We start from the raw sequence: 8,928 nt of genomic DNA on the forward strand, positions 1-8,928 counted from the left end.
TTTTTTTTTGTTTTGTTTTTTTTTTTTTTTGTTTTTAGGGTGGCCTCAACACACCACCACCACTGTAACAATTCATAAAAGAGAACAAAAAATACCCCCAAGATAATTTAGACTATCTTGAGGGGCAAGTTCTTATTCTTAGGATATTCTGTTATTTACTATTTTTTCTTTTTATCTTTCTTCTCTTTTAATGTAGGTTTCTTGTTTAATACGTCTTCTTTTAATTCATATACAGCCACTGTACCTGATACTTCATGAGTAGCAGCTAGAAGAGCGTGTCCAGTTGGGCTATTTTCGGCTGATATAAAGCGAAGTCCCTCTGGTGAAACATCCCCTTTAATATCCTCGCTGTAATCTCTGCTTGAAATAAGACGGACAAATTCTGGTTCAAACGGGACTGTTAAGTCATACACCATGATTCCGCTCACGCGTTCCAACGCGATAAAGGCATACTTCTTCCCATTTACCATACCGCTTACTACTGTCTCCGGCTCTGGACCTTTTGCTGAACTACGTTTATCGTATGCAATTTCTTCATTATCGGTATTAAAAACTTCCGGCATTGCTTCTGCGGTAATTTTTTCAAATTCATTTCCACTATCATATACAAGTTCCATTGATTCAGCATCGAAAATGGAGAAACTACGACCGCCGTATGAATATAAAGCTTCATATGTTCCATCTGCTGCCAGCCCATTTTCAATCGTTACCTTTGTTTTCTTCATGTCATTTAAAAGACCATCTGCTACCATTTTATCTAATTCTTCTTGCGTAAAGCCTGCATAGTTTTCTGCTTTTAATTTAATTTTATCTGCAATGTCACCAATTTCAGCTTCCTCGGAGTATGCTTCGTAATCTCGTGAATCTCCTTCATTCGGAGTTAAAATATATGTTTTGCCTCCTGAAGTAAAAGTATCGATAGCATCAGGCATATATAAACCTAGCAGTGGTAGTCGCTCAATGTTAGTTTTGTCATCACGTTTACCATCAAGTTCATTTCCAACAATGGAATGGTCTTTCACTCCAAGACCTTTCACGTGTAGAATCTTTTCTGCAGTTAAATCTACAGTCGCAATTGCATTATTCTCTTGCATAGAAATATAAGCAAATTTACTATCTTCCGATACCGTCACATATTCTGGCTCTAACTGTTGAAGAGTAGTTCCTTTAGAACTTACACGCACCTTGTCATCTAGTAGTACACCTTGGAAAGACAACGTATTCGCCTTAAATTTATCTGGTGTCACCGTCACATCAATTATAGAAACTGTTCCTTCTGGATCCACTTTATAATCAGTACTTGGCTCTCCTTCATTCGCAACAATCGCTTTCGATCCATCTGGTGTGAAAGTGACCATGTCAGGTAAGGAGCCAACCTGCACTTTATTTAAATATTTTCCCGCTTTGGTAATAAAAACGATATACCCTTTATCGGTTTTCGGATTAGCCACCGCAGAAATTGCAACCAAATCTTTAGTAGGGTGTGCTGCAATACTTGTAATATCATCTACATTTTCAATTCCAAAATCCTTTAAAAGAATGCGTTTTTCTAATTTTAACTCTGTAAATTTATCAGACTTAAGTGATTTAAAAGAAAGAATGTCGATGCCTGATTTTGCTCCATTGGTTACGAAAGCCTTTTTCAAGGATTCATCATAAGCTAATATTTCCGTACCACCAATTCCCGATTTACTGTCGTATTGCCCAATCTGGGAAATCTTTAAATTATCAGATCGATACTCCACAAAAGAACTTTGCTCTTTCGCAATAACATTATAAGGTAGACTTCCCGCAAATAAAATACTTGCCGCAGTAACTCCAGTAATTAACTTAGTTTTAATATTCAACTTTCATTCCCCCTAAAAAATTTTCTCTTAGAGATTCAGTGTAACCACATACTATTAATCTATCGTTAATAATTTGTATTGTTTCTGTATAGAAAACAGCTGCTATTGTTACAAATGTGTTACTGGTGCCAGGCACCCGAAATGAACTTGTAACAAACCATAGCAAGAAGGCTGGCACTGTCCCTGAAAACAAAAAAACACACTTTCATCAAAGGTTTCTCTCTTTGACTAAAGTGTGCTATTGTTCTCTATTTTTTTTGAATGCCAGAAAAATAAACATCCACTAAAACTTTTGCAATGTCAGCAGGGCTACTACTTCCAGTTAGTATTTCATTGAGTGTTAACCTTTCAATAGATCCAACAAGGCTTTCTGCGACTAGGTTCATTGGATAATCTTCAGAAAAATACCCCAACTTTTTTTCTGTTTCTAAGTTTTCTGTTATCTGTTCTACCATGTTCTTCTTCATTTCTCTAGCTGATTCAGCTTCATAAAACCCAATTTGGGTTAATAAAGGATTTTCCAAGAAAAAGGTAAATATATTAGTTAAACCGGATTGTATTTCTTTTTTTAATGATTTCTCTTCTATATATTCCTCTAAAAGGCTTTCTGATGTTAAATTAATTAGCTGTTTTTGGAAAATTTTTGTTATTTCCTGAAAAATAACTTCTTTACTTTTAAAGTACAAATAAAAAGTAGGCTGAGTGACATTAGCTTTTTTTACAATTTCACTTATTTTCGTAGCATGATAACCATACTCAGCAAACTGCTCAATTGCTATGTCTAGGAGCAAGCGTTTAGTCACTTCCCCATCAGAATCTACTTTTCTACCTCTTGCCATACAAAAAACACCTCAATTTACATATCTTTTCTTATACCCAATCCTTTAAGTATATAAGAATCTAATTAAACAGTAAATTCTTTTAATATAATAATTTCCAAAATTATATTAAGTTATTGTTACTGGTGCCAGGCACCTGCAACAATTTTGTAACAATTCTATCTCAATCTATGGTCAAAGCTCTGGCAGTTTGTTGCCAGAGCTTTTTCATCGGTACATTATTTATTCTTATCTGGTCGTTCATTCGTTGGAGGTAGATCATCATAAGGATACAAATCATCGGTAGAAGGGAGATTATACCCCGTATCGCCAGGCCCCACTCCGCTGTTTGAATTTCCAACCCCATTATCGCTTACTGGATTGACTTCATCTACATGTGGTCTTGTTCCTTGTAGACTCTTTTCAGCTTGTGTACGACCTTTGAAATTCTCCTTGAATGATTCTTTCATTGATTCTTTTTGAACTTTATAATTTTCCTTCGTTACTTCCGCATTTTCTAGGCTTCTTTCCATTTTACTTAAGTAACGAGATGCATGCTCTCGTCCTCCAAGGCCAAATGCCAAGCCAAATGCCAACGCAACGCCACCTAATATTAAGATAAACGCTGAGTTAATAATAGAAGCAGCAATACCTAGTTGGTCTAAAGCCATAAAGAATGCAAAGGCTAAAATTGCATATTTTGCAACATAACGTAAGAAATGCGGTGTGCCTGATGCATGTTTCATTAAACTACCAACTAGCTTTTCAACGAGGTTCGCCAACCAAAATCCTACTGCTAAAATGATAATAGCAGCGATAACGGATGGTAAATAAGCAAATATACCAGTAGCTAAAACAACCATGAATTCTAGCTCTAATAATTGGAGTGCTTCCACAACAAACAATAAAATAATTACTACTTGAACGACTGTTCCAAGCAATGTTGCAAATGAAGGAGCAGCTCCTGATGTTGATGTGAATCCCATTTTACCAAAAATTGAATTTACACCGAGTTTTTCAAGTAATGAAACGACAATATCCTTCACCCATCTTGCTGCTACAATCCCTACTAAAACTAGCAATATAGCAATCGCAATTTTAGGAAGCATTGCCAATACATCATTTAACATAGCAATGGCCGGTGCAGAAATTCCTTCTATATCTAAAATATCCAATGCAGAAATAGTAACAGGAATCATAATTAATACAAATGCAATAATTCCTACAACTTTTGAAACGCTTGTACCTTCAAAAAATGATGAAATCTTTAATTTATCTGCTAATCGATCTGCTCCTGCAGATTGCAAAAACTTCTCTAGTAAATTACGAACTAGTTTCGCTACAAACCAACCAATCACAAAAACGATAGCAGCAGATATCAACTTAGGAATAAAGTTAAAGAAACTAGCAACCATTCCTTCAAAAGGTCCGCTCAATCCATCTATTCCAAGAGCACTTAATACAGCTGGAATAAATAACAAGAAAATAAGATAGTACGTAACATTCGCTGCCGTATCCGTCCACTTTGCTTGATCCTCTTCTTTAGCTTTTACGCCTGTCTTTTCAACATACTTATTTAAGTTAAGCTTGTTTCCAGCAGCTTGAATAACTTTTTTCACGACTGTAGCTAAAACCCAAGCAAATAATAAAATCAACCCAGCCTTCAAAACATTTAAGAAAGCAGCCGTTAAACCTGAATACATCGACACAAAAGGTGTTGCGATAGAATTCAGATTCAAAATATTAAAGAATAAAACAAATGCTAACAATAAAACAATGATAAAAACTACTTTACTAATTACCTTTTCAACTGTCCACTTGGATTTTGTATTACCAAGCCTTTCATTGACATGAAGTTTTCGTAATAATTTATATGTCACATTTTCTAAAAATTTAGCTACGAAAAAACCAATAAGTAGAACCAACAAAGCTAATAAAAGCTCAGGTAAAAATGAAAGAGTACTTCTCCAATAAAAATCATCAAATCTCATATATTAGTCATCTCCTTTTTAATACTTCATTCATACTTCAGCACAATATTTAGCTACCCTTGTAAATTACTGTTTAAACTTCAGAAAAAGAGCTGAGCATAAAGTTTCAATTAAAAAGGAGTGTTAAGTTTAGAAAGAGTTGAATAACGTTATCCCTTAAATCAAAGAGAAAATCTTATAAAGCTTTTCAGCCTTTATTTTGTATTTAGGAAACAAGATGGCAAAAGGAGTTAGCCTTGGTCTAAACAGAATGTAACTAGCAAAGACATAAGCCAACAACGAAGAACCAACCGAATAGTGAAGAGAATTTATTAAAAGATTACTTGCACATATGCTAGTAAATATGGTGTAGAAATAATAAAAAATCAAGTCTCTTTTTTTGGAGAGACTTGATTTTTTATTGCCTATTATTAATACTATCTATAGCCTGTTTTACGCTACCGTATGTATGAAAGGAAGTAAAGTCTATACCTCCATGCACAACAGCCATTGATATTTGAGGACGCATTCCAGTTATCATTAAATGAATTCCTAGCAATTCTAAAACATTATGAATAACAAAAATATTTTGCGCAACTTCCTTATCAATAGTAAGAATTCCTGAAAAATCGATAATCAAATGCTCTATTTCCAAACTTGGAATGGTAGGCACAACATTGTTTAACAAATGCTGTACTCTTGGATAATCTAACACTCCGATTAAAGGTAGTACGGCGATTCCTTTTTGAATGGGTACTATTGGTGCAGATAATTCATTTATTTCTCGTTGACGCTCATACATTAATTCATCGCGGTATGTTTCATAAGCAAAAAGAGTCTCCGTTAAACTAACATCCATTAAATAACAAATTCGATTATTGATCATAGTCACCTCTTTAGTTGCTAACCCATGATCAATAGATATTTGAGTAATATAATCTAAATACAATAAGCGATTTTTGGCATAAGGCTTTATAAGTGTAGAAAAACGACCAAAATTGGCTGCTTGTTGTTCCCCTGATTTTTTGCTCCACTTAATTAACTCCTCGGCTGCCTTTTCATCGGTCTCTTTAAACGACTTTGCCAATAACACTAGAAACTCTACATTTTGCTTTATACCCAGTTCCAGCATCTCATCTGTTATTTCAAAATCTACGTTTTTAAGAGCCATCTCCGTAATGTCACGGATAATCTTCTCTGCATTGTCAATTAAGTATTGTTCTACCTTCCATATGGCTTCCATACTTCCCACTTCCCTAAATAGTTTCCACTGCTTTTGCTAATTCCTTACTAGTGATCTTTCGATGGGAAGTATGCCAAACTGCTTTCCCATTGCTAATCAAAAACGCTTGCGGTGATTCATGACGAATACCCAAATCACTTTCAATTCCATTCGATACTTCTCTGCTTTCAATTACTTTCACTAAAAACGTATCAACCGGCGAATCAAAAGAATTGAATTCTCCATAAGCAAATGCGCTAATTGGACAAGTTGTACTATGCTTTAAAAGTAAAAACGGCTTTTCATTCGATTCCTGTAAAAGCTCTTCCCATTCACCGATCGAAGAAATTTCTGTATAAGTCGACATTTTACCCCATCCTTCCAACAAATTTATTTATTTTTCCTAGCTACATACCCCATTATATCGCATTTATACAAAAACACTTAAATAAATATTTCTTTAAACTTACTTTTCATTCATTCATTCTTTCCATTTGATTATTTTTGTATTTTTTTGTTTCATTTTTGTTTCTGGTGCCAGGCACCCGTAACGCTTTTGTAACAATAGCCTGTAGGTTTTACATATTTGTTTATACTTAACCAATATCGGATATAGATTAATAATGAGTTTTAAAGTTTTGAGAGGAGAATTTTTTTAAAATGAACAAATACTCTTTAAAAACAACTTTAATAACGGCGACTCTTTTACTAGGGGCTTGTGGAACAAACAATAATGAAGACACAGCAGAAGAAACACCTGATGGAACAGTAACAAACCCGCAACAAAGTGAAACTGTTGATGAATCACAGTCCAACGAGAATTCTCCAAACGAATTAGGATTTCAATATTTTAATTTAAATATAGGTACGCTTGAAAACGAAAACACCATTCATGCAGAAGTAAATCTAAATGACTCGGGAAGCGAAGCAATATACAAAAACGTACCTGCTTCCACAGATCTTCAAGGTGACGCTGCTTATGCATTGTTAGAACCTATTTTTGCAGAGATGGGACTAACAAAAGAAATGAGAGAAGAAGAAGTCATTGAACGCGCAACTAATGAATTTGAAATAAATGAATTTACAAATTTTGAATTAGAAATTGAATTTGAAGACGGAGACAATAAAACATACTCGAAATCAGTAGAATAACAAAAAATACAAATACCACAATAAAGAGCATGGTCCCATATTTCGTGACAAAGTGGTTACTGGTGCCAGGCACCCGTAACACTACTGCAACAAAAAACCTCACAAGCCAATTGACTTATGAGGTATTACTTATCGACGTATACCAACTCGCTCATCTCGTTCATTTTCCAGTTTCGCACATAGCAAACCAAATGCTGTACCTAACAGTGCACCAGCTGCAACTTCCACTGGTTGATGGCCCAGCAGTTCATTCAATTCCTCTTCACGCTGAACGTATTCGAAACTTGGAAAGTTCCCCGACAAGGTCGCAATATTATCTTCCAAATCATTTACCAACTGCGCAATTTCCCCGGTGTGTCTTCTTATGCCTTGCGCATCGTACATCACAATAACCCCAAATACAACGGCTAACGCTGTTTCCGTATGGCGAGTCCCCTTATTAGCGGCAACATAAGCAGCAAGTGCGGATACACCTGCAGAATGCGAACTTGGCATTCCTCCTGTCGTTAGTGCTTGCTTCATATCCCACTTACCAGTTAATTTTTTGTGTGTCAGTATCTTTAATCCTTGCGCAATTCCTATTGCAGATAACGCTGTAATAATTCCTTTATTCATTTTCGTCATGAGTGATGACCTCCAACATTGGTTCGTGATTATATGTATTTTCTTCATTACGATACCCTATTTAAGAATAAATAATCGATAAAAATTAAAAAAGATTTTAATCTTTCAATATAACAGGTGAAAATACATAATCTCCTCTTTCCACTGCATCCCCAATTTCAACTGGAACTCTTTCCGTAAAAATTGGACCATCGACAACAACCGTGTGAAACTCACCATTTTCACCACATGAATCAATACCCGCCGCTTCCAATTCTTCAACAATTTCTTTTGTAAAACGTGATCCAACGTACTTGGCAGGCATCATCTTCGTATTTACTACTACAATATAAGCCTCAAAATTAGTGTCCAACAATTCATTCACAATTGATCTACGTGACTCTTGCCATAAAGGATGCACAGCAATAATATCTAATTTCGCACATGTTTTCTGCACCCATTCCAAATGCCCTTCTAAATCAATATCACCAAATACCCCATGAGTAATTCCTTTGGATCGACATTCATCCATTGCTTCAATAAAGCGATCCTCATACGAATTCCAACTTGCCCCTTTTATTATTAAAGGCACACCAAGTCGAGCTGCTTGTGCTTGTACCACTTCAATAGGGAGTGCATGAGATTTAGAAACCTCCCCATCCTCTTCAAACATCGTCAAAATCTTTTTTGGCACCATCCCTGATTTTAATGCTCGATAGAAAGCCATCGCAGAATCCTTCCCACCACTCCAAGAAGAAACAAAGTATGCATCTTTCATGTTAATCTCTCCCTTTTTGATTTAATAAAATACCACTCACTTCTGAATAAAAACACTACAGGAAACGTATAATTCAACACTTATTTCCACAGAATAACACAGGGCAACTTACGCTTGTCACATGGAAGGAAAGAATAAAAACTATGAATCCAAAGCATATGTATTATTCCAATCACACATTATTTAAAGCAGCTATCTTCCTATTAATACTTGCCGTTTTTGACACTATTTTCACCGATTTCGGAATTCGAAACAATTATATATCTGAAGCAAACCCACTTATGCGTTTAGTATACGAAACTAGCATATTAGGATTTTACATATTAAAGATTTCTCTCCCTCTCTTGTTAATATACATTATGACTAAACTGCCACCCAAAAGATATATCCAACTCTTAATGGTTATAGCTCTCCTCCTCTATAGTAGCGTCGTATTCCAACATTTTTTCTGGATATCCTTACTTGTCTAAATATATTACAGGGTTGTTTAAGGTGGCCCGCACCACGAACCAACCGGGTACCAAAACCACAGTGATGT

Annotated in this window: 9 protein-coding genes; 2 read left to right on the forward strand and 7 right to left on the reverse strand. The window is 35.4% G+C overall.

The features are described 5' to 3' along the window. Nucleotides 1–158 precede the first annotated feature (158 nt). From WAX74_RS03305 to ytxJ, 5 genes are all read right to left on the reverse strand, one after another. On the reverse strand, nt 159–1,847 hold the full coding sequence (locus tag WAX74_RS03305) for a choice-of-anchor I family protein (protein ID WP_336496239.1): 1,689 nt from the start codon (nt 1,845–1,847) through the stop codon (nt 159–161). Nucleotides 1,848–2,095: 248 nt separating this feature from the next. Continuing rightward, complete coding sequence (locus WAX74_RS03310) at nt 2,096–2,686, reverse strand: TetR/AcrR family transcriptional regulator (protein WP_336496240.1); 591 nt, start codon at nt 2,684–2,686, stop codon at nt 2,096–2,098. 218 nt (nt 2,687–2,904) lie between these two features. Continuing rightward, nucleotides 2,905–4,656 carry a mechanosensitive ion channel gene (locus tag WAX74_RS03315; RefSeq protein WP_336496241.1) on the reverse strand — a complete coding sequence of 584 codons (1,752 nt, stop codon included), beginning with the start codon at nt 4,654–4,656 and terminating at the stop codon, nt 2,905–2,907. Nucleotides 4,657–5,053: 397 nt separating this feature from the next. Next, nucleotides 5,054–5,878 carry an STAS domain-containing protein gene (locus WAX74_RS03320; RefSeq protein WP_336496242.1) on the reverse strand — a complete coding sequence of 275 codons (825 nt, stop codon included), beginning with the start codon at nt 5,876–5,878 and terminating at the stop codon, nt 5,054–5,056. Between the two features lie 13 nt (nt 5,879–5,891). Beyond that, nucleotides 5,892–6,224 (reverse strand): bacillithiol system redox-active protein YtxJ, encoded by a 333-nt coding sequence (gene ytxJ, locus WAX74_RS03325; RefSeq protein WP_336496243.1) that lies wholly within the window; start codon nt 6,222–6,224, stop codon nt 5,892–5,894. A 293-nt stretch (nt 6,225–6,517) separates the two neighbouring features. Here ytxJ and WAX74_RS03330 point away from each other — a divergent pair, with 293 nt between their 5' ends. Next, entirely contained in the window at nt 6,518–7,009 is a 492-nt protein-coding gene (locus WAX74_RS03330) for a YusW family protein (RefSeq protein ID WP_336496244.1), read from the forward strand. 129 nt (nt 7,010–7,138) lie between these two features. On the opposite strand, the gene WAX74_RS03335 is transcribed toward WAX74_RS03330, so the two are convergent. After that, nucleotides 7,139–7,633 carry a divergent PAP2 family protein gene (locus tag WAX74_RS03335; protein WP_336496245.1) on the reverse strand — a complete coding sequence of 165 codons (495 nt, stop codon included), beginning with the start codon at nt 7,631–7,633 and terminating at the stop codon, nt 7,139–7,141. A 97-nt stretch (nt 7,634–7,730) separates the two neighbouring features. After that, the gene (locus tag WAX74_RS03340; RefSeq protein ID WP_336496246.1) at nt 7,731–8,390 is read right to left on the reverse strand and encodes a Dph6-related ATP pyrophosphatase; all 660 of its coding nucleotides are present in this window, start codon (nt 8,388–8,390) and stop codon (nt 7,731–7,733) included. A 158-nt stretch (nt 8,391–8,548) separates the two neighbouring features. On the opposite strand from WAX74_RS03340, the gene WAX74_RS20960 reads away from it, so the two are divergent. Beyond that, a complete protein-coding gene (locus WAX74_RS20960) occupies nt 8,549–8,860 on the forward strand; it encodes a DUF5658 family protein (protein ID WP_413788924.1) in 312 nt (103 codons plus the stop codon). Nucleotides 8,861–8,928: the final 68 nt, after the last annotated feature.

The organism is Psychrobacillus mangrovi (assembly GCF_037104765.1).
Lineage (GTDB): Bacteria > Bacillota > Bacilli > Bacillales_A > Planococcaceae > Psychrobacillus > Psychrobacillus mangrovi.

Bases quoted from the DNA above. Each gene is read 5' to 3' on its own strand.
- WAX74_RS03310 (WP_336496240.1), bottom strand. From the start codon at position 2,686: ATGGCAAGAGGTAGAAAAGTAGATTCTGATGGGGAAGTGACTAAACGC.
- WAX74_RS03315 (WP_336496241.1), bottom strand. From the start codon at position 4,656: ATGAGATTTGATGATTTTTATTGGAGAAGTACTCTTTCATTTTTACCT.
- WAX74_RS03320 (WP_336496242.1), bottom strand. From the start codon at position 5,878: ATGGAAGCCATATGGAAGGTAGAACAATACTTAATTGACAATGCAGAG.
- ytxJ (WP_336496243.1), bottom strand. From the start codon at position 6,224: ATGTCGACTTATACAGAAATTTCTTCGATCGGTGAATGGGAAGAGCTT.
- WAX74_RS03330 (WP_336496244.1), top strand. From the start codon at position 6,518: ATGAACAAATACTCTTTAAAAACAACTTTAATAACGGCGACTCTTTTA.
- WAX74_RS03335 (WP_336496245.1), bottom strand. From the start codon at position 7,633: ATGACGAAAATGAATAAAGGAATTATTACAGCGTTATCTGCAATAGGA.
- WAX74_RS03340 (WP_336496246.1), bottom strand. From the start codon at position 8,390: ATGAAAGATGCATACTTTGTTTCTTCTTGGAGTGGTGGGAAGGATTCT.
- WAX74_RS20960 (WP_413788924.1), top strand. From the start codon at position 8,549: ATGTATTATTCCAATCACACATTATTTAAAGCAGCTATCTTCCTATTA.